Origin of the sequence: Achromobacter sp. MYb9 (assembly GCF_002975275.1) — a bacterium.
GTDB lineage: Bacteria > Pseudomonadota > Gammaproteobacteria > Burkholderiales > Burkholderiaceae_B > Achromobacter.
The window spans coordinates 1-20,973 of record NZ_PCOQ01000039.1 but is presented as its reverse complement, the minus strand read 5'-3'; the positions used below and the strand labels follow the sequence as shown (position 1 = coordinate 20,973).

The 20,973-nt window shown below is 63.8% G+C and carries 11 protein-coding genes; 6 read left to right on the top strand and 5 right to left on the bottom strand.

Annotated elements, in window-relative coordinates; genetic code table 11:
- Nucleotides 1–3 precede the first annotated feature (3 nt).
- The 5 genes from CQ050_RS29685 to leuC form a co-directional block, all read right to left on the bottom strand.
- Complete coding sequence (locus CQ050_RS29685) at nucleotides 4–1,791, bottom strand: FimV family protein (protein ID WP_105560421.1); 1,788 nt, start codon at nucleotides 1,789–1,791, stop codon at nucleotides 4–6.
- A 257-nt stretch (nucleotides 1,792–2,048) separates the two neighbouring features.
- The gene (gene asd, locus CQ050_RS29680; protein WP_105560420.1) at nucleotides 2,049–3,179 is read right to left on the bottom strand and encodes an aspartate-semialdehyde dehydrogenase; all 1,131 of its coding nucleotides are present in this window, start codon (nucleotides 3,177–3,179) and stop codon (nucleotides 2,049–2,051) included.
- A 234-nt stretch (nucleotides 3,180–3,413) separates the two neighbouring features.
- Nucleotides 3,414–4,490, bottom strand: coding sequence for a 3-isopropylmalate dehydrogenase (gene leuB, locus CQ050_RS29675; RefSeq protein WP_105560419.1), 1,077 nt, complete (start codon nucleotides 4,488–4,490; stop codon nucleotides 3,414–3,416).
- Nucleotides 4,491–4,521: 31 nt separating this feature from the next.
- Nucleotides 4,522–5,172: a 3-isopropylmalate dehydratase small subunit gene (leuD, locus tag CQ050_RS29670; RefSeq protein ID WP_105560418.1), complete on the bottom strand. Its 651-nt coding sequence runs from the start codon at nucleotides 5,170–5,172 to the stop codon at nucleotides 4,522–4,524.
- A 26-nt stretch (nucleotides 5,173–5,198) separates the two neighbouring features.
- Entirely contained in the window at nucleotides 5,199–6,602 is a 1,404-nt protein-coding gene (gene leuC / locus CQ050_RS29665; RefSeq protein WP_105560417.1) for a 3-isopropylmalate dehydratase large subunit, read from the bottom strand.
- A gap of 518 nt (nucleotides 6,603–7,120) precedes the next feature.
- On the opposite strand from leuC, the gene CQ050_RS29660 reads away from it, so the two are divergent.
- The 6 genes from CQ050_RS29660 to CQ050_RS29635 form a co-directional block, all read left to right on the top strand.
- Complete coding sequence (locus CQ050_RS29660; protein WP_105560416.1) at nucleotides 7,121–8,626, top strand: TolC family outer membrane protein; 1,506 nt, start codon at nucleotides 7,121–7,123, stop codon at nucleotides 8,624–8,626.
- Nucleotides 8,627–8,650: 24 nt separating this feature from the next.
- On the top strand, nucleotides 8,651–8,863 hold the full coding sequence (locus CQ050_RS29655; protein ID WP_105560415.1) for a hypothetical protein: 213 nt from the start codon (nucleotides 8,651–8,653) through the stop codon (nucleotides 8,861–8,863).
- Nucleotides 8,847–11,012, top strand: a complete 2,166-nt coding sequence (locus CQ050_RS29650; RefSeq protein WP_369869032.1) for a type I secretion system permease/ATPase — start codon at nucleotides 8,847–8,849, stop codon at nucleotides 11,010–11,012. The genes CQ050_RS29655 and CQ050_RS29650 overlap by 17 nt, the downstream gene beginning before the upstream one ends.
- A 7-nt stretch (nucleotides 11,013–11,019) precedes the next feature.
- On the top strand, nucleotides 11,020–12,441 hold the full coding sequence (locus CQ050_RS29645) for an HlyD family type I secretion periplasmic adaptor subunit (protein WP_105560427.1): 1,422 nt from the start codon (nucleotides 11,020–11,022) through the stop codon (nucleotides 12,439–12,441).
- Nucleotides 12,442–12,460: 19 nt separating this feature from the next.
- Nucleotides 12,461–13,117 (top strand): response regulator transcription factor, encoded by a 657-nt coding sequence (locus tag CQ050_RS29640; RefSeq protein WP_105560413.1) that lies wholly within the window; start codon nucleotides 12,461–12,463, stop codon nucleotides 13,115–13,117.
- 84 nt (nucleotides 13,118–13,201) lie between these two features.
- Nucleotides 13,202–20,973, top strand: a 7,772-nt coding sequence (locus CQ050_RS29635) for a retention module-containing protein (RefSeq protein WP_105560412.1), incomplete at its 3' end; no start/stop codon positions are given.

Genomic DNA, 20,973 nt, shown 5'->3' with positions numbered 1-20,973 from the left:
TATTCAAACCCTGGGACCGCTGACTCGGCGCGGTTCGTCCGTGGGCGGTTCGTCCAGGTCGAGATTGATCGTATCGAGCTTGCGGTTCAGCGCTGCCGTGTCCAGCGCAGGCTCGTTATAGGCGTAGGTTTCCTCATCATCGTCCCCGCGCCGCGCGCCGGCACGGCGCAGCAGCCAGGCGATTGCAAACGCGATCAGCGCCAGCACCGCGGTCACGATGACGAGCAGATTGTCGGCAAGCCAGGCAGGCATGCCGGACGTGATGTCCTTGGCGTTGGCGGTCGGGCTTCCGGCGGCCTTGTCGGCGGAAGCGCCTGGGGCGCCTGGAGCGCCCGCTGCGCCCGGCGTGCCGGTTGCACCCGGCGTACCTGCTGCGCCCGGCGTACCTGCTGGGCCCGGCGTACCTGCTGGGCCCGACGTGCCTGCCGCACCCGGCGTGCCTGCTGTGCCCGGCGTGCCCGCTGCACCCGGCGTGCCCGCTGCACCCGGCGTGCCTGCTGGGCCCGACGTGCCTGCTGCGCCCGGCGTGCCTGCTGCGCCCGGCGTGCCTGCTGCGCCCGGCGTGCCTGCTGCGCCCGGCGTGCCTGCTGCGCCCGGCGTGCCTGCTGCGCCCGGCGTGCCTGCTGCGCCCGGCGTGCCCGCTGCACCCGGCGTGCCCGCTGCGCCCGAAGTGCCCGCTGCACCCGAAGTGCCCGCTGCCCCCGAAGCCCCTGCCGCACCCGGCGTACCCGCGGCGTCGCCTGCTCCTGCCGGCCCTTGCTGACCGACGGCCTTGTTCAGGTCGTCCACATTGGCCTGCAACTGGTTCACGCGGCCTTCGACGTCTTTCATCGCGCGTTCCGAGGACGTCCTGGCATCGGCTTGCGCTTCCGCCTGCGCCGCGGCGCCGTTCTGCGTCTGACCGGTGGACAGGCGCACCCGGTCTTGCGTCGGCGCAGCGCTGGCCACGCCGTTGTCGCCTGGGCGGGCGACGGTGCCCGATGCCGCGTCTTGGCCCTTCACCACGGACGGATTGGCGCCTGCCGCCGCGCCGAGCCGGGCGCGGTACTTGGCAAACGCCTCGGCGTGTTCATTGAAGATACGGCGCGCTTCCGCCGGATCGACCGCCCGGACCGTCGCTGCGTCCGGGATATTCAGTTTTTGTCCGGCCCGCACCAGATTCATATTGTTCTGGATGAACGCCTCGGGGTTGGCGCGCCACAGCGCAACCAGCATCTGGTAGACCGACGCGTTCGGCACCGCATTGCGCTGGGCAATGGCAAACAGGTTGTCGCCCGACTTCACATTGACGGAGCCCGCCGTGCCACCCGCACGCGCTGGCGTGCCGACAGCGGCGGGCGTCACGTCGGCGCCGGTGCCACGCAGCGGCACCAGGACGCTGACCTGCACTTGGCGCTGCCCGGAGCTGGAGCTGATATCCAGCAGCAAGTCCACGGCGCCGCTTGCCGGCGGCTGCGCGCCGCGAACGCGCAGGTTCTTGCGCGTGGCATCCAGGCCGTCCTCGACCCTGACCACCATGCTGGCCAGCGGTACCGGCGGTTTCAGGCCGGCGCGCTGCCAAGCGGCTTCATCCGCCACCGAGACCTTCAGCGACGCCACTTCGTCGGGCGTCAATTCCTGCAGTCCCACCACGGCCTGCAACGGCGCGCCTGGCACGGAAACGACGCGCGAATGCCCCACGCGCATGGCCAGCGCCGAACTGCACATGCTCGACCCTATCGCCAAAGCGATCGCCCATTGAAGGGCTTTCAAACGGCGGGCATGCTTCACGTGGCGCGAACGCTGGGTCATAAGCTGGAATTCCGTTCTTGTAGTCGAATTACGGGCTATCGCCCGTTCGCACCCATTAAGTGAGAACAGGCCTTAATTCACCGGAAAAGTGTAATGGATGACGCGCATTTCACAAACCTGAAAGGCGCATCGGCGTTGGCTCGCGGGCACATGCGCCACACTGCTTTGACGATTGCTTAAACGTCAAGGGCACCCGCAGGTGCCCTTGATTGCCTTGCTACAAGATCAGGCGGCTGCTTGCGGCGCCTGAAACGGCATCAGGCTTCAGCCAGCGCAATGCGCAGCATGCGGCGCAGCGGCTCGGCGGCGCCCCACAGCAACTGGTCGCCCACCGTGAAGGCGCCCAGGTACTGCGAACCCATCGACAGCTTGCGCAGACGGCCCACCGGGATGTCCAGCGTGCCGGTGACGGCGACGGGGGTCAGTCCCGCAACGGTGGCTTCCTTGGTGTTGGGGATGACCTTGGCCCATTGCGTGCCTTCGGCGATCAGCGATTCGATTTCGTCCAGCGGCACATCGCGCTTGAGCTTGATGGTCAGCGCCTGGCTGTGGCAGCGCATTGCGCCGATGCGCACGCACAAGCCGTCGATCGGGGTGGGCGCCGTACCGAAGGCGGCACCGCGGCCCAGGATCTTGTTGGTTTCGACTTCGGCCTTCCATTCTTCCTTGGACATGCCGTCGCCCAGATCCTTGTCGATCCAGGGAATCAGGTTGCCGCCCAGCGGAACGCCAAAGTGTTCGTGCGGCAGCGACGCATCTTTCTGCTTGGCCAGCACGCCACGATCGATAGCCAGAATGGCCGACGCCGGATCGTCCAGCAAGGGCTTGACGGCCTGATTGATCTCGCCGAATTGGGTCAGCAGTTCGCGCATGTGCTGCGCGCCGCCGCCGGATGCGGCCTGGTACGTCATGGACGTCATCCATTCAACCAGGTCGTTATTGAACAGGCCGGCCAGGCCCATCAGCATGCAGCTGACCGTGCAGTTGCCGCCAATGAAGTTACGCACACCGCGCTTGAGCGCCGCGTCGATGACCGGGCGATTGACCGGGTCCAGGACGATGATGGCGTCTTCGGCCATGCGCAAGGTGCTGGCCGCATCGATCCAGATGCCGTTCCAGCCCGCGCCGCGCAGCTTGGGATAGACCTCGGACGTGTAGTCGCCGCCTTGTGCCGTCAGAATGATCGGCAGTTTTTTCAGAGCATCAATATCGTAGGCGTTTTGCAACGGGCCCGCGCCTTCGGCCCACGTGGGCGCGGCGCCGCCAGCATTGCTGGTGGAAAAGAACACCGGTTCGATCAGTGCGAAGTCGTTCTCGTCGCGCATGCGTTGCATGAGCACCGAGCCGACCATTCCGCGCCAGCCGACAAGGCCTACTGCTTGATTCATTTCAATCGCTCTATAAAGGTGGAGACAAGGTCCGGGTAGAAAAAGTCGTGCAATTCAACAATTTATCAGAATGCACGCAGAGATGTTGCGGCGCAGCTAGAAAAAATTGGGGCCAGAAGACCGCCAAACCGCTTTCGAGGCGCCGTCGCAACACGGGCGAAAAAAGGGCCGCTACGAAGCGGCCCCTTTGAAAAATCGGGGCTGCGCCGCAAGGGCGCGCCCCTTGCCCAGCGCTCAGGCCAAGGCTTTGAGCACGGCGTCGCCCATGCCCGCCGTGGTGACCTTCGTTGTGCCCGCTTCGAAGATGTCGGCCGTGCGCAGGCCATCCGCCAGCACGCGGCGCACGGCGGCTTCGATGCGGTCGGCCTGCGGCGCCAGATTCAGCGAATAACGCAGCAGCATGGCGGCGGACAAGATCGTCGCCAGCGGGTTGGCGATGCCCTGCCCCGCGATATCGGGCGCCGAACCGTGGCTGGGTTCGTACAGGCCTTGGCCACCCGCATTCAGGGACGCCGAAGGCAGCATGCCGATCGAGCCCGTCAGCATGGCGGCTTCGTCCGACAGGATGTCGCCAAACAGGTTGCCCGTGACGATGACGTCGAATTGGCGCGGGTTGCGCACCAACTGCATCGCGGCATTGTCCACATACATGTGGGACAGCTCGACGTCGGGGTATTCGCGCGCCACTTCAATGACGATGTCGCGCCAGAACTGCGACGTTTCCAGCACGTTGGCCTTGTCCACGCTGCACAGCTTCTTGTTGCGCTTGCGGGCCGATTCGAAGCCGATGCGCGCAATGCGGCGCACTTCGGATTCGGCATAGCGCATCGTGTCATAGCCTTCGCGTTCGCCCGCGAAAGCGCCGTCGGGCGACGAACGCACGCCACGCGGGGTGCCGAAGTAGATGTCGCCGGTCAGTTCGCGAATGATCAGGATATCCAGGCCGGACACGATCTCCGGCTTCAGCGACGAGGCGCTGGCCAGTTCGGGATACAGAATGGCGGGGCGCAGATTGGCGAACAGGCCCAACGCCTTGCGCAAGCCCAGGATGGCCTGTTCCGGACGGAATTCGCGCGGCAGGCTGTCGTACTTCCAGTCACCGACGGCACCGAACAGCACGGCGTGGGATTCCTTGGCCAGATTCAGCGTGGCCGGCGGCAGCGGATGTTCGAACTGGTCGAACGCGGCGCCGCCCACGGGGGCCTGCTTGATGTCGAAGGGAACGTCCAGCGCCTTCAAGACGCGCACGGCTTGTTCGACGATTTCCGGGCCAATGCCGTCACCCGGCAAGACTGCAATGTTGTGGGTCATTTAAGAAACGATCCTATGGTCAGAATGGGGTTCAGGCGATGGGACGGCTTTCCAGCCACGGATGGCGGGTCAGGCGCTCGGCCTCGAAGGCGCGGATCTTGTCGGCATGGCGCAAGGTCAGGCCGATGTCGTCAAAGCCGTTCAGCAGGCAGTACTTGCGGAAGGGCTCGATGTCGAAACCCATCGCGCGGCCGTCCGGGGCGATCACGACCTGGCGATCCAGGTCGATGTTCAGCTTGTAATCCGGAAAAGCCTTGACCTCGTCGAACAGGCGCGCCACTTCCAATTCCGACAGCACGATCGGCAGCAAGCCGTTCTTGAAGCTGTTGTTGAAGAAGATGTCGGCGTAAGACGGCGCGATGATGGCGCGGAACCCGAACTGGGTCAGCGCCCACGGTGCGTGCTCGCGACTGGAGCCGCAACCAAAGTTCTTGCGCGCCAACAGCACCGAAGCGCCCTGATAACGCGGCTGATTCAGCACGAAATCCGGGTTCAGCGGACGCTTGCTGTTGTCCATGCCCGGTTCGCCGTGATCCAGATAGCGCAGTTCGTCGAACAGGTTCGGGCCAAAACCTGTGCGCTGGATGGATTTGAGGAATTGTTTGGGAATGATGAGGTCCGTGTCGACGTTTTCGCGATCGAGCGGAGCCACCAGGCCTTCGTGAGTGGTAAATGCTTGCATGATGTCGGTACTCGGGTCTGATTCGCTTAGCGGAACGTGCGGACGTCGACGAAATGGCCGGCCACGGCAGCGGCGGCTGCCATGGCGGGGCTGACCAGGTGCGTGCGGCCGCCCTGGCCCTGACGGCCTTCGAAGTTGCGGTTCGACGTGGAGGCGCAACGCTCGCCCGGTTCCAGGCGGTCGGCGTTCATGGCCAGGCACATCGAACACCCCGGCTCGCGCCATTCAAAGCCGGCTTCGATGAAGATCTTGTCCAGGCCTTCGCGTTCGGCTTGCTGTTTGACCAGGCCGGAACCCGGCACCACCATCGCCTGGCGCACGTTGGACGCCACCCGCTTGCCACGGGCCACGACGGCGGCTGCGCGCAAGTCTTCGATGCGCGAGTTGGTGCAAGAACCGATGAAAACGCGGTCCACGCGGATATCGGTCAGCGGCGTATTTGGCTTCAGGCCCATGTATTCCAGCGCGCGTTCCATGCCGCTGCGGCGCACGTCGTCTTTTTCGCGGTCGGGGTCCGGCACGCGGGAATCCACCGGCAGCACCATTTCGGGCGACGTGCCCCAGGTGACTTGCGGCTTGATGTCGCGCGCATTGACTTCGACCACGGTGTCGAACTTGGCGCCTTCGTCCGTGTGCAGGGTGCGCCAGTACTTGACCGCCTGATCCCACACCACGCCCATCGGCGCGAAGGGACGGCCGCGGAAGTATTCGACGGTCTTGTCGTCCACCGCCACCATGCCTGAACGGGCGCCCGCTTCGATAGCCATATTGCAAACCGTCATGCGGCCTTCCACGGACAGCGCGCGGATGGTGCTGCCGGCGAATTCAATGGCGTGGCCGGTACCGCCCGCCGTGCCGATGATGCCAATAATGTGCAGGACGACGTCCTTGGCGGTACAGCCAAAGGGCAATTCGCCTTCCACCTTGATCAGCATGCTCTTGGCTTTTTTCATCAAGAGCGTCTGCGTTGCCAGCACGTGCTCGACCTCGGACGTGCCGATGCCGAAGGCCAGGGCACCCAGCGCGCCGTGCGTGCTGGTGTGCGAGTCGCCACAGACGACGGTCATGCCGGGCAAGGTCGCGCCCTGCTCCGGGCCGATCACGTGCACGATGCCCTGGCGCAGGTCGTTCATGCGGAATTCGGTAATGCCGTACTTGTCGCAGTTGGTGTCCAGCGTATCCACCTGCAGACGCGACACCGGGTCGTCAATGCCCTGGGCGCGGTTCAGCGTGGGGACGTTGTGGTCCGCGACAGCCAGGTTGGCGCCGGTGCGCCAGGGCTTGCGCCCGGCAATCGCCAGGCCCTCGAACGCCTGCGGGCTGGTGACTTCGTGCAGCAGGTGGCGGTCGATATACAGCAGACAGGTGCCGTCTGATTCCTGGTGGACGATGTGGGCGTCCCAGAGTTTGTCGTAAAGGGTTTGGGCCATGGTGCGCTCTGCAAATAGACAAATCCGGCTTGAGCCTCGCGCGGTTGAAAAGCAAATCGCTCCCGCGCCGGCCACTGCGGCATGGAGGAATTATGCACAGGGTCTGAACCTAGTACAACCACACCACACATACTAGTACAACAACTACCATGCTGGTGTGGGATGCCACCCGGGGCCGCAGTTACAACGGCACGCCGTTACACAGTGTGGAAAATTAATCACACAGAAAGATTTAGTTAAAGAAAATAGATACAGAATTATCAAAACGATATAATCCTGTTTCACTATGCTCGTTCTGTAATAGAAATAATACGCAATAAAACGTATTAATCAAAGATACACCGATCATATATTGTGAAGTTCGTGCAAATACGATGATTTTAAGTGATGTTGCGCGAAGAAACCACATGGCCACGCCGTTGTATGCCGCAAGACTTAACAAATCTTGACTAGAAAAATATGACATTTACATACAACATGGCGGCCATCCAATCCACCCTGACTCGCGAATAATCACTATGGCTTCGTTTTTGCTTAAAAGCACGACTTCGATACTTGCCTTGGCCTTTGTTCCCGCTGCATTCGCGCAGACGACGGTGCCCGCCGCCGCCCCTGCCGCAGGTCAATCCGCAGTGACGTTGAACCAGATCGTTGAGCAAACCCTGCTTAGCAATCCCGAGATCCAGGCCAAATACCATGACTTCCAGGCATCGCTGGAAGGCCAGGCCGTGGCCCGCGGCGCATTTTTTCCGCAGATCAATGCACAGGGCTACTTGGGCCGCGAATACCGCAGCAACGTGCCCGCGGTGGGCTCGCAAAGCTGGAGCCGACCGGGCTACAACGTCGAGCTGCGCCAATTGATTTTTGACGGCTTCCGCACCAGCAACGACGTCAAGCAAGCAGGTTTCGACAAACTGGCGCGTTTCTATGACGTGCTGGCCACCAGCGATTCCACCGCGTTTGCCGCCGTGCAGGCATATATCGATCTGCAGCGTTATCGCGACATGGAATTGCTGGCGCGCCAGAATTATTCCCTGCATGAAGAAACGCTGAAGCAAATCGGCGAACGCACTGAATCAGGCGTCGGCCGTCGCGTCGACCTGGAACAGGCCGGCGGCCGCCTGTCGTTGGCCCAGACCAACCTGATGACGGAAACCGCCAACCTGCTGGATGTGCAGCAGCGCTTCCAGCGCGTCACCGGCGCATTCCCGCCCGAGTCCATGCAGCCCCCGCCCGACGTTGCCAGCAAGCTGCCGACCAAGCCGGGCGATTTCAATGAATCGCTGCGCCGCAATCCCAGCTTCCTGTCCAAGCAAGCAGGCCTGCAAGCCGCCGAGGCTGGCGTGTCGTCGTCGAAGGGCGCGTTCTCTCCGAAGTTCGAGTTCGTAGCCTCCACCGGCCGCGACCAGAACGACCCCACCCCGCAAACCCGCGACATCCAAAGCTCCAGCGTTCAGGTTGTCATGAGCTACAACCTGTACCGCGGCGGCGCCGATTCCGCTCGCGTGCGCCAGACTGCGGCGCAGTCCTATGCGGCGCGCGACATCCGCGATTACACCTGCCGCAATGTGCAGCAGGACCTGGCCGTGGCCTGGAACAACATCACCAGCCTGAGCCAAAAACTGCCGTTCCTGCGCGACCACGAAGTCGCCACCACCAAGGTGCGTGACGCCTATCGCCAACAGTTCCAGATTGGCCAGCGTTCGCTGCTGGACTTGCTGGATACCGAGAACGAATTGTTTGAATCGCGCCGCGCACTGACCAACGGCCTGTACGACCTCAAGCTGGCCCAATACCGTTGGCTGTCGCTGTCGCACGCGCTGTTGCCCGCGCTGTCGCTGCAACCCGCGCGCAACGAGATGCCCGAAGAAAACGGCAAGCTGGCGGTGACCGACGAAGTGATCAAGCTTTGCAATTCGACGGTTCCCGATTCGGCCCGCCTGGCTCCCGTGCGCGTCCAATACAACGAAGGCACGCTGCCGCCCACCTTCGTTCCGTTGAATCCGCCCACCGCCAAGCCCTGAGCGTAAGGGCAGCAAGGAAACGACATGTCCAACCAGGGCAACGACTTTTCGCAGTTGGACGCCGACTTTGTCCGTGTCCTGGAAGACTTGATCGACGCGCTGATCGCCAATGGCACCTTGCGCATGACGGACCTGCCGGTGCAGGCCCAGCAAAAGCTCACCCAGCGCAAGCAACAACGCGCGCGCCTCTCGGAACACCTGGACCTATTGGATGACGACGATGGACAAGTTATCTGAAATGGATTCCCGGGAGTGGCGCGCCGATGCGCGTGCCGCGCACGACGATCCGCTGCTGAACTGCCTGGTCGAGATCACGCGCCTGCATGGCGTAACGGCGACGGCCCAGGCCTTGTCCTCCGGCCTGCCGCTGGAAGAACACCGGCTCACCCCCGCCCTGCTGCCCCGTGCGGCCGCGCGCGCACAGCTTTCCGCGCGGGTGGTCAAGCGCACGCTGGACGGCATTTCGCAAGACCTGCTGCCCGCGATCCTGCTGCTCAAGGGCGAACGCGCCTGCCTGCTGTTGAAGAAGAACGACAGCACGTATGTCGTCAGTCACCCCGAATTGGGTGGCACCTCGATAGAAATGGACGCCGCCGAGCTGACCGCCCAGTACACCGGGCTGGTGTGCTTCGTGCGTCCGCAATTCCGCTTCGATGCACGCGCGCCGGAAGTCGCCAAGGTGCGCCAACGCCATTGGTTCTGGGCCGCCATCCTGGAAAACCGGCGCCTGTACCGCGACGCGCTGATTGCCGCCCTGCTGATCAATGTCTTCGCCATGGCGATGCCGTTGTTCACCATGAACGTCTATGACCGCGTGGTGCCCAACAACGCCGTCGAAACCCTTTGGGTACTGGCGATCGGCATCACGCTGGTCGTAGGTTTCAACATGGTCCTGAGCACCGCGCGCGCGCACGTGGTGGACAGCGCCAGCAAGCGCGTCGACGTGCGACTGTCCGCGCAGATCATGGAACGGGTGCTGGACCTGCGCCTGGAAGGCCGCCCGGTCTCGGTAGGGTCCTTCGCCGCGAACCTGCGTTCGTTCGAGTCCATCCGCGATTTCATTGCCTCGGCCACCATCACTACCCTGGTCGACCTGCCCTTTATCCTGCTGTTCCTGGCCGCGCTGGCCTGGATCTCGCCATGGATGATCCTGCCCCCGCTGGTCGCCATCGTGCTGATCCTGCTGGTGTCGCTGGCCGCGCAAGCCCGCATGGAATCGCTGACGATGGCGTCGTTCCAGGCCTCGTCGCAACGCAACGCCACGCTGGTAGAGGCACTGACCGGCCTGGAAGCCGTGAAGACCCTCAATGCGCAGGGCACCATCCAGCGCAACTGGGAACGGGCCACCGAATACATCGCGCAAACAGGCGGCAAGCTCAAGCTGATTTCGTCTTCCACGGTCGGCTTCGTGCAGGCGACCCAGCAGATGGTGTCGGTCGCCGTGGTGATCATCGGTGTGTACCAGGCGCAGGAATCCGCCATTTCCATGGGCGGCATTATCGCGGCGTCCATGATCGCGGGCCGCTGCCTTGCTCCCCTGGGGCAGGTGGCCGGCCTGCTGATGCAATACCAGAACGCACGGACCTCGCTGGGCTCGATCGACAACTATATGAAACTGCCGATCGAGCGGCCGGCCGAAGCCGAGTTCCTGCATCGCCCGGTCTTTCACGGCGGCATCGAATTCCGCGACGTGACCTTCGCTTACCCCGGCAGCACCCAGCCAGTGCTGAAGAAGGTGTCGTTCAAGCTGAAGCCCGGCGAAAAGGTCGGCATCATCGGCCGCATCGGCTCGGGCAAGACCACGCTGGAAAAATTGGCGTTGGCGCTGTATCAACCCACCGAAGGCGCGGTCCTGCTGGACGGCGTCGACGTGCGCCAGATCGATCCGGCGGACGTGCGCCGGGCCATTGGCCACGTGCCTCAGGACCCCCTGCTGTTCTACGGCAGCCTGAAGCACAACCTTGCCATGGGCGCGCCCTACGCCGACGACGCCAGCATCCTGGCGGCAGCCAATCTGGCAGGCGTCACCGATTTCGCCAACCTGCATCCGAATGGCTTCGACATGGTGATCGGCGAACGCGGCGAATCCCTGTCCGGCGGCCAGCGCCAATCGGTGGCGGTGGCCCGCGCGCTGATCAACGATCCGCCGATCCTGCTGCTGGACGAACCCAGCAGCAACATGGACCACCAGAGCGAAGCCCAACTGCGCAAGCGGCTGGGTGAAGCCAGCGCGACCAAGACCATCCTGCTGGTTACCCACCGCACGGCGCTGTTGGAGTTGGTCGACCGGCTGATCGTGATCGATAGCGGTCACATCGTTGCCGATGGCCCCAAGGAGCAGGTTGTCGAGGCCCTGCGTCAAGGACGCGTTGGACGCGGAAGCTGAGGATGCCATGTTGAACAATCCAGGCGAAACCAGGCACGGCCTGTTCGGGGGCTTGTGGCGCAAACTGCGCAACGTCTTCGTCTTCTTCTTCGACCGGCTGCTGGACGGCGCCGAAAAGGGCAAGCCGCGCCAACGCTCGGACTACGTCGGCAACGCCGAATGGGTCATCCACGAATCCCAGGCCCGCGGGTCTCGCGTCCTGCTGTGGGTGAGCCTGCTGGCCACCGGCGGATTGCTCGTCTGGGCCGGCACGGGCAGCATCGACGAGGTCGTCCGCGGTGAGGGCAAGGTCGTGCCTTCGCGCCAGGTCCAGATCATCCAGAGCCTGGACGGCGGCATCGTCGAGGAAATCCTGGTCCGCCCGGGCCAGGAGGTCAAGACCGGCGAGGTCCTGCTGAAGATTGACTCCACCCGGTTCGCGTCCTCGCTGGGCGAAAACAACGCCGAATACCTTTCGCTGCTGGCCAGGTCCGCCCGACTGCAGGCGCTGGCCACCGGCGAACCTTTCGTGGCGCCGGAAGAGGTGCTGACGCAGGCGCCCGGGCTGGTGGAAATGGAGCGCAACGCCTACCTGGCGCGCAACACCGAATTGAACGCCACGATCAACGTCGCCCGCGAACAACTCAAGCAGCGCCAGGAAGACCTGCGCGAAACGATCGCCAAGCGCGACCAGGCGTCGGCCAGTTGCGGGCTGACTTCCCGTGAACTGCAAGTCACGCGACCGCTGCTCAAGAGCGGAGCGGTGTCCGAAGTAGACCTGCTGCGCCTGCAACGCGACGTGGCGCGCTACTGCGGCGAGCAGAAAGGGGCCGAAGCGCAGATCGACCGATTCCAGGCGTCGATCAAAGAAGCGCAAAGCAAGCTTGAAGAATCAGAGCTGAACATCCGCAACCAGGCGCGCAGCGAACTGTCGGAAACCAACACCAAACTGTCCACGCTGCGTCAGGGCAAGCTGGCGTTGGCCGACCGCGTGAAGCTGGCCGAAGTCCGCGCGCCGCTGGCCGGCACCGTCAAGACGCTATTCAACAACACCGTCGGCGGCGTGGTGCAACCGGGCAAGGACATTATCGAGATCGTGCCCAAGGACGACACGCTGCTGCTTGAAGTCCGGATCCAGCCGCGCGATATCGGTTTCCTGCACGCCGACCAAAATGCGGAAGTGAAATTCACCGCCTATGACTTCGCCATTTATGGCGGGCTGGAAGGCAAGGTCGAACAGATCGGCGCGGACACCGTGACCGACGAGAAAGGCAATTCCTACTATGTGGTGCGCGTCCGCACGGATCGCAGCACGGTGGGCGACAAGCTATTGCCCATCATCCCCGGGATGGTGGCGGAGGTTCATATCCTGACGGGTAAGCGTACTGTGCTGCAGTACCTGCTTAAACCGATTTTGCGTGCCAAGGCGAATGCCTTTACCGAACGTTAAAGGAGAGCTGGAAGGCTTTATGAAACCTGTTCCCGTCCTGTTGATTACGCACGACGATCTGCTGTGGCAACACTGGCGCGCGCTGGACCCCACGCGCTGGCTGGCGGCCCGCGGGCGTGGCCTGGCCGACTTGCAGCGTTGGCGCGAGCAAGGTCGCTCGCTGGCCGTGCTGGATACCGACGTGCCCCGCCTGCCCTCCTGGCAGGATCCCGTGTGGCCGCCGGCCCTGACCGGCATGCATCTTGTCGTCGCCAGCCCAAGCCCCAACGACGAGCAAGGCACGCAAGCGCTGGGCGCGGGTGCGCACGGCTACTGCCATACCCATGCGCCGGCCGCGGCGCTGGCGCAGGCGCTGGAAGTGGTGGCGTCCGGCGGCATCTGGATGGGCCGTTCGCTGGTGGCACGCCTGCTCAAGCTGGTCACGGAACGCGCCCAGGATTCGCATTCCTGGGATGCCGGCCTGCTGACTGAACGGGAAATTACCGTCGCGCGGTACGCCGCCAGCGGCCAACCCAACGCCGCGATCGCCGAGGCCCTGGGCATCACCGAACGCACCGTCAAGGCGCACCTTTCAGCCGTTTTCGATAAATTGAAGGTGTCCGACCGCCTGCAATTGGCCCTGCTTGTCCACGGCATTTCCGCGCCTGCCGACACGCGGAGCAAAATTACGTCTTGATACTGTCCTTGAGGACAATATCCCGCCCCAGCGGCGACCTCTAGTATCTGGCCATCTTGGATAACTCCCTGAATCGGAACCAACATGGCCAACACCTCCCCCGCAGTCGTCAATGAAATCTCCGGTCGCGCGTGGATACGCAACAGCGACGGTTCCCTGACCGAACTGCATCAAGGCAGCAAAGTCCCAGCCGGCAGCGACATCGTCACTGCCTCGGGCGCCACGGTTTCCCTTCAGGTTGAAAACGGCATGCCGATTGTCATCGGTGAAGGCCGCGAAGTCGCCGTCAATGGCGACATGGGCGGCCCGTTGGCCGATCCCAGCGAAGCCGCCGTGGCCCCGCCCACCGGCACCGATTCCGACCGCCTGCTGGCCGCGCTGCAAGCCGGCCGCGACCCGTTCGACGAACTGGACCCTACCGCCGCCATCGTGGCCGGCAGCGGTGATGCCGGCGGCAGCAGCTTTGTCCGCCTGGCCCGTATCCTTGAAACGACGACGCCTCTGGATCTGGCCTACCCGAATCCGGCCCGCGCCAACGACACCCTGCCCCGTGTATCCGGCGCCGGCCTGGGCGACGACGACGACGATGCGGCCACGCCCGCCACCGTCAACAACGCGCCCAACGCCTTGAACGACGAAGGCCGCGGCGACCAGAACAGCGCGGTCCGCGGCAACCTGCTCAACAACGATTCCGATCCCGACGGCGACCCGCTGGCGATCACTTCGGTCAGCGGCCGCCCCATGACCCCGGGCGGCGTCACCGTCGTCGGCAGCAATGGCGGCACGTTCACCGTCCAGCCGGACGGCAGCTACGTCTTCACGCCGGGCGGGCAGTATGACAACCTGGCCCAGGGCGAGACGACCACCAGCACGATCTCGTACACCATCACGGACCCGAGCGGCGCCACCTCGACGGCGACCGTTGTCGTCACGATCACCGGCACCAACGACGGTCCGGTCTCGACCGCCATTTCGGACACCTCCGGCATCGACGCTCAAGCGGAAGTGCGCTACGACGTTTCCAGCCATTTCTCGGATAAGGACACCAGCGACAAGCTGACCTACACCGCGACCGGCCTTCCGCCTGGGCTGACCATCGACCCGGTCACCGGCATCATCAGCGGCACCATCGACCATTCCGCGTCGCAAGGCGGAAAAGACGGTGTCTACACCGTGACCGTCACCGCCACGGACCCCGCCGGCGCCGAGACCTCCCAATCGTTCGACTGGGACGTGACCAATCCCGCGCCCACGGCCAATGACGACGCTGGCACGACCGGCGAAGACGCGACGCTGACCGTCACTGCCCAGAATGGAGTGCTGGCCAACGACAAGGATCCGGATGGCGATACGCTGACCGTGTCGCAGGTTAACGGCGCCACCGCCAACGTAGGCGCCGCCGTGGCCGGTTCTCATGGCGGCACGTTCACGCTGAACGCCGACGGATCCTATACGTTCAACCCGGGCTCCACGTTCAACACGCTGGGCGCGGGCCAGACGGCCACCAGCTCCATCACCTACACCGTCACGGACGGCGAAGGCGGCACCAGCACGGCCACCCTGACCGTCACGGTCACCGGCACCAACGACACCCCGATCCTGACCCCGGACGTCACCCTGGAAAACCAGAACGGCGCCGACGGGCAGGCCATCACCCCGGTTGATGTCTCCGGCCAGTTCTCCGACACCGACAATGGCGACTCCCTCACGTACACGGCCGACGGGCTGCCCCCGGGCCTGACCATCGACCCGGTGACCGGCATCATTTCCGGCACCCTGGACCACTCGGCTTCGCAAGGCGGAAACGACGGCGTCTACACCGTCACCGTCACCGCTACGGACGCGAGCGGCGCGTCTGTCACGCAGGATTTCACCTGGGATGTCACCAACCCGGCCCCCACGGCCATTGACGATGCCGGCACGACGGACGAAGACGCAGTCCTGAATGTCACGGATCCCAGCGCCGGCGTGCTGGCCAACGACAGCGATCCGGACGGCGACGCGCTGGTTGTGTCCGCCGTCAACGGCGTTGCCGGCGACGTGGGCAAACCGGTCTCGGGCGTAGGCGGTGGCACGTTCACCCTGAATGCCGACGGCACCTATTCGTTCAATCCGGGTAATGGTTTCCAGCACCTGCCCGCCGGCCAGACGGCCACCAGCTACATTACCTATACGGTCTCGGACGGTGAAGGTGGCACCAGCATCGCCACGTTGACGGTCGAGATAACGGGCACGAATGATGCTCCCACCGCGGTCGCGCTGCAGAACCAGAGCGACATGGATGGCGATACCGTCACCTACAACGTCTCCAGCGCCTTCAGCGACCTGGACGACGGCGATGCCCTGACCTACACCGTCGACCACGTTCCCGGCGGGCTGGTGTTTGATTCGGCCACCGGCACGTTCTCCGGCACGTTCGCCAACTGGGCGTCGGATCACACCAATACGGGCGTGAAGGGCGAATACCTCATCACGGTGACGGCGACCGACAAGTCCGGCGCGACGGTCACCCAGACCTTCGTCTGGAACGTGGGCAACCCGGCGCCGGTTGCGGCCGACGACAGCGGCACCACGACGGAAGACAACACGCTGGTGGTCGACCACCGCACCGAAGGCGTGCTTGGCAACGACGCTGACCCCGACAACGACGCGCTGAGCGTCTCGAAGGTCGCGGGCGCCGAAGCCAACGTGGGCGCAGCCGTGGCTGGCTCCAATGGGGGCACGTTCACGCTGAACGCCGACGGCACCTATACGTTCAACCCCGGCACGGCGTTCCAGGAACTGGCCGCGGGCCAGACGGCGACCACCTCGGTCATTTACACGGTGACCGATGCGCAAGGCGCGACGGATACCGCCACGCTGACCATCACCGTCACCGGCACCAACGACACCCCGATCCTGACCCCGGGCGTCACGCTCGGCGATCTGACCAACGACGATAGCGACACCATCACCCCGGTCGATATCGCCAAGCAATTCCAGGACGCCGACAAGGGCGACACGCTGACCTATAGCGCCACTGGCCTCCCGCCTGGCCTGACCCTTGATCCGGTCACCGGCCTCATCACGGGCAAGATCGACTCGTCGGCCTCGCAAGGCGGCAACGAGGGTGTCTACACCATCGTCGTCACGGCGACGGACGCCGCTGGCGCCAAGGTCACCCAGACCTTCGAATGGGACGTCAATAACCCCGCTCCGGTCGCCACGTCCGACAGCGGCACGACCGATGAGGAATCCTCCTTCAACGTCGACGCCCAGAACGGCGTGCTGGCCAACGACCGTGATCCCGACGGCGACACCATCAAGGTCTCGAAGGTCAATGACAACGACGCCAGCGTCGGCCAGCCGGTCGCCGGTTCCCATGGCGGTACGTTTACCCTGAACGCCGACGGCTCGTACTCGTTCAATCCGGGTCCGGACTTCCAGTTCCTGAACGACGGCCAAACCGCCACGACTTCGATCACCTACACCGTCACGGACGCGGATGGTGCCACCGCGACCGCCACACTGACCGTGACGGTCACCGGTCAAACCGACGCGCCGCCGGTCGTCACCCCCGAAGACGGCGATGGCAACGTCACCGACGCGCACAACAGTGTCGTTGAAGCTTCCGGCGACACCGTCACCGGCAAGGTCACCGTGTCCGCTGAAGCCGGCATCGCCGGCGTCACGGTCGGTGGCCATGATGTCACCAACGCCTCCACGACCCCGGTCGTCATCACGACCGACAAGGGCGTGCTGACCATCACGGGTTACAACGCGGCGACGGGTGTCATCACCTACTCCTATCAGGAGACCGGTGGTGCCGACGATCACACCGCTGGCGATGACGCGGTCAAGGACAGCTTCACCGTCACCGTCACCGACCTCGCGGGTGTTGCCACCAGCAATGACCTGGTTATCCAGATCGTTGACACCGAGCCGGTTGCCAGAGGCGACGAATCTTCCGTGACGGAAGACGTCACCTCTCCGATCACGGGCAACGTGCTCACCAACGATACGTTGGGCGCGGACACCAGCAAGGTCGCCATCACCACGGGCGATGCCAAGTACGGCACGCTGGTCGACAATGGCGACGGCACCTGGTCGTATCAGCTGAACAACAGCCTGCCGGCCGTCCAAGCCTTGAACAACGGCGACACGCTGACCGAGACCATCCGCTACACGATCACCGATGCCGATGGCGACACCAGCACCGCTGAACTGACCATCACCATCAATGGCCAGACCGATGCGCCTCCGGTCGTCACGCCTGAAGACGGCGACGGCGACGTCACTGACGCGCACAACAGCGTGGTTGAAGCCTCTGGTGACACCGTCACCGGCAAGGTCACCGTGTCCGCTGAAGCCGGCGTCGCCGGCGTCACGGTCGCTGGCCATGATGTCACCAACGCCTCCACGACCCCGGTGGTCATCACCACCGATAAGGGTGTCCTGACCATCACGGGTTACAACGCGGCGACGGGTGTCATCACCTACTCCTATCAGGAGACCGGTGGTGCCGACGATCACACCGCTGGCGATGACGCGGTCAAGGACAGCTTCACCGTCACCGTGACGGACGTGGCCGGTATCGCGACCAGCAACGACCTCGTCATCCAGATCGTTGACACGGCACCGGTTGCCAACGCCGACTCGGCAAGCGTCAACGAAGATGCCGCTACGCCTGTCACGGGCAATCTGCTCACCAACGATACGTTGGGCGCGGACACCAGCACGGTCGCCATCACCACCGGCGATGCCAAGTACGGCACGCTGGTCGACAACGGCGACGGCACTTGGTCCTATCAGCTGAACAACAGCCTGCCGGCCGTCCAAGCCTTGAACAACGGCGATACGCTGACCGAGACCATCCGCTACACGATCACCGATGCCGATGGCGACACCAGCACCGCTGAACTGACCATCACCATCAACGGCCAGACGGACGCTCCGCCGGTTGTCACGCCTGAAGACGGCGACGGCAACGTCACTGACGCACACAACAGTGTGGTTGAAGCCTCTGGCGACACTGTCACTGGCAAGGTCACCGTGTCCGCTGAAGCCGGCGTCGCCGGCGTCACGGTCGGCGGCCATGATGTCACCAACGCCTCTAATACGCCTGTCGTCATCACGACCGACAAGGGTGTGCTGACCATCACCGCCTATGACGCCACGACCGGTGTCATCACCTACTCCTATCAGGAGACCGGTGGTGCCGACGATCACACCGCTGGCGATGACTCGGTCAAGGACAGCTTCACCGTCACCGTGACGGACGTGGCCGGTATCGCGACCAGCAACGACCTCGTCATCCAGATCGTTGACACGGCACCGGTTGCCAACGCCGACTCGGCAAGCGTCAACGAAGATGCCGCTACGCCTGTCACGGGCAATCTGCTCACCAACGATACGTTGGGCGCGGACACCAGCACGGTCGCCATCACGACGGGCGATGCCAAGTTCGGCACGCTGGTCGACAACGGCGACGGCACCTGGTCCTATCAGCTGAACAACAGCCTGCCGGCCGTCCAAGCCTTGAACAACGGCGACACGCTGACCGAGACCATCCGCTACACCATCACCGATGCCGATGGCGACACCAGCACTGCTGAACTGACCATCACCATCAACGGCCAGACCGACGCGCCTCCGGTCGTCACCCCCGAAGACGGCGACGGCAACGTCACTGACGCGCACAACAGTGTGGTTGAAGCCTCTGGCGAGACCGTCACCGGCAAGGTCACGGTGTCCGCTGAAGCAGGCGTCGCCGGCGTCACGGTCGGTGGCCATGATGTCACCAACGCCTCCACGACCCCGGTCGTCATCACCACCGACAAGGGCGTGCTGACCATCACGGGTTACAACGCCACGACCGGTGTCATCACCTACTCCTATCAGGAGACCGGTGGTGCTGACGATCACACCGCGGGCGATGACTCGGTCAAGGACAGCTTCACCGTCACCGTCACCGACGTGGCCGGCGTCGCGACCAGCAACGACCTCGTCATCCAGATCATTGACACGGCACCGGTTGCCAACGCCGACTCGGCTAGCGTTACCGAAGATGCAGCTACGCCTGTCACGGGCAACGTGCTCACCAACGATACGTTGGGCGCGGACACCAGCAAGGTCGCCATCACCACGGGCGATGCCAAGTACGGCACGCTGGTCGACAACGGCGACGGCACCTGGTCCTATCAGCTGAACAACAGCCTGCCGGCCGTCCAAGCCTTGAACAACGGCGATACGCTGACCGAGACCATCCGCTACACCATCACCGACGCGGACGGCGACACCAGCACTGCTGAGCTGACCATCACCATCAATGGCCAGACGGACGCGCCTCCGGTCGTCACGCCCGAAGACGGCGATGGCAACGTCACCGACGCGCACAACAGCGTGGTCGAAGCCTCTGGCGACACCGTCACTGGCAAGGTCACTGTGTCCGCTGAAGCTGGCGTCGCCGGCGTCACGGTCGGCGGCCATGATGTCACCAACGCCTCTAATACGCCTGTCGTCATCACCACCGACAAGGGCGTGCTGACCATCACGGGTTACAACGCCGCGACCGGCGTCATCACCTACTCCTATCAGGAGACCGGTGGTGCCGACGATCACACCGCTGGCGATGACTCGGTCAAGGACAGCTTCACCGTCACCGTGACGGACGTGGCCGGTATTGCTACCAGCAATGACCTCGTCATCCAGATCATTGACACGGCGCCGGTTGCCAATGCCGACTCGGCAAGCGTTACCGAAGATACGGCTGCCCCGATCACGGGCAACGTCCTGGGTAATGATGTCCTCGGCGCGGATACCAGCAAGGTCGCCATCACCACGGGCGATGCCAAGTTCGGCACGCTGGTCGACAACGGCGACGGCACCTGGTCGTATCAGCTGAACAACAGCCTGCCGGCCGTTCAGGCCTTGAACAACGGCGATACGCTGACCGAGACCATCCGCTACACCATCACCGATGCCGATGGCGACACCAGCACTGCTGAACTGACTATCACCATCAATGGCCAGACCGACGGTCCGCCGGTTGTCACGCCTGAAGACGGCGATGGCAACGTCACTGACGCACACAACAGTGTGGTTGAAGCCTCTGGCGACACCGTCACTGGCAAGGTCACGGTGTCCGCTGAAGCGGGCGTCGCGGGTGTCAGCGTTGGCGGCCATGATGTCACCAACGCCTCTAATACGCCTGTCGTCATCACGACCGACAAGGGTGTCCTGACCATCACCGCCTATGACGCCGCGACCGGCGTCATCACCTACTCCTATCAGGAGACGGGTGGCGCTGACGATCACACCGCCGGCGATGACGCGGTCAAGGACAGCTTCACCGTCACCGTCACCGACGTGGCCGGTACTGCCACCAGCAATGACCTGGTTATCCAGATTATTGATACCGCTCCGGTTGCCAATGCTGACTCGGCAAGCGTTACCGAAGATACGGCTGCCCCGATCATGGGCAACGTTCTGGGTAATGATGTCCTCGGCGCGGATACCAGCACGGTCGCCATCACGACGGGCGATGCCAAGTACGGCACGCTGGTCGACAACGGCGACGGCACCTGGTCGTATCAGTTGAACAACGGCTTGCCGGCCGTTCAAGCCTTGAACAACGGCGAGACGCTGACCGAGACCATCCGCTACACCATCACCGACGCGGACGGCGACACCAGCACCGCTGAACTGACCATCACCATCAACGGCCAGACCGACGCTCCGCCGGTTGTCACGCCGGAAGACGGCGATGGCAACGTCACCGACGCGCACAACAGCGTGGTTGAAGCTTCCGGTGACACCGTCACCGGCAAGGTCACCGTGTCTGCTGAAGCCGGCGTCGCCGGCGTCACGGTCGGTGG